The organism is Blastococcus sp. SYSU DS0616 (assembly GCF_054051015.1).
Map to the genome: position 1 here is coordinate 1 of NZ_JBJHAJ010000060.1, position 1,199 is coordinate 1,199.

Consider the following 1,199-nt stretch of genomic DNA (forward strand, 5'->3'; position numbering starts at 1 on the left):
CGACGTACTGGTGACCTGCACCGGCAGACGGGCGCTCGTCACCGACAGCTCGAGGACTGCGGTGGCCTTGGTACCCCTCCGATCGACGGCCTCGACAGTGAAACTGCTGGTGCCGAATGCGGTCGGCCTGCCCGAAATACGGCCGGAGGCGGACGACAGGGACAGCCCGGGTGGAAGGCTCCCTGTGGTGACCGACCAGCGATACGGCCGGCGCCCCCCGGAGGCATGCAGCCTCACCCCATACCGTTCGCCAACCGTTGCGTCGGGTAGAGACGTGCTGGTGACCTGCACCGGCAGACGGGCGCTCGTCACCGACAGCTCGAGGCCTGCCGTGGCCTTGGTACCCCTCCGATCGACGGCCTCGACAGTGAAACTGCTGGTGCCGGATGCGGTCGGCCTGCCCGAAATACGGCCGGAGGCGGACGACAGGGACAGCCCGGGTGGAAGGCTCCCCGTGGTGACCGACCAGCGATACGGCCGGCGCCCCCCGGAGGCATCCAGCCTCACCCCATACCGTTCGCCAACCGTTGCATCGGGTAGAGACGCTTCCACGATCGTCAGTGCGAGTTCAGAAGGTCTGGCCGACGCCGGAGCGACCGCCCACCACCCTGCAGCCGCCAGCTGCGCTAGGCATATCAGAGAAACAAGGAGCCATCCGCGACAGCGGTGACCGTGGACCCGTGACGCCGACATGCGGTCTCCGCTCTCCCCCAATGTGGGGGTGAAAGCTATCGACGCACAGTCTGTGCCGTCAACGGCACACCGTCAGGAGTCTCGCAAGCTCAGCCGTCAAGTACGCAGCTTGCTCCTCTCAAGGCGGTCGAGCCGCTCGGCTGTTTCGGAACAGACCGTATAGCCCCGGCTCGAAGACCTCCTCGCAGGCCATACCCGCTCCCGGGCGGGAACGGCGGGGCACAGGCAGTTGAGCAGCGACACCTTCACGGAACGAGATGTGCGCCCCGGCGGATCAGCTCGCGGACCTCGCGTCCAAGACGTCCGGAGCAGTCGGCACGCCCATCCCCGTCGAGCCTTCGAAAGCGAGGCCACCGCGGACCCGTCACAGAAGGATCCTTCAGCCGTCGACGTAGCGGTCGCGCTCGACGACGAACTGGCCGGTGGCGGTGTTGGCGTCGACGAACTCCGGCAGCAGCGGGATCCGCACGGTCACCGTCACGCACACGGAGAACTCCTCCCCCGGC

Annotated in this window: 1 protein-coding gene; it reads right to left on the reverse strand. The window is 67.6% G+C overall.

The annotated features are described in order from the left end of the window. The coding region (locus tag ACI79K_RS21100) for an Ig domain-containing protein (RefSeq protein ID WP_456600681.1) at positions 1-693 on the reverse strand (693 nt) is incomplete at its 3' end. Between the last annotated feature and the right edge of the window lie 506 nt (positions 694-1,199).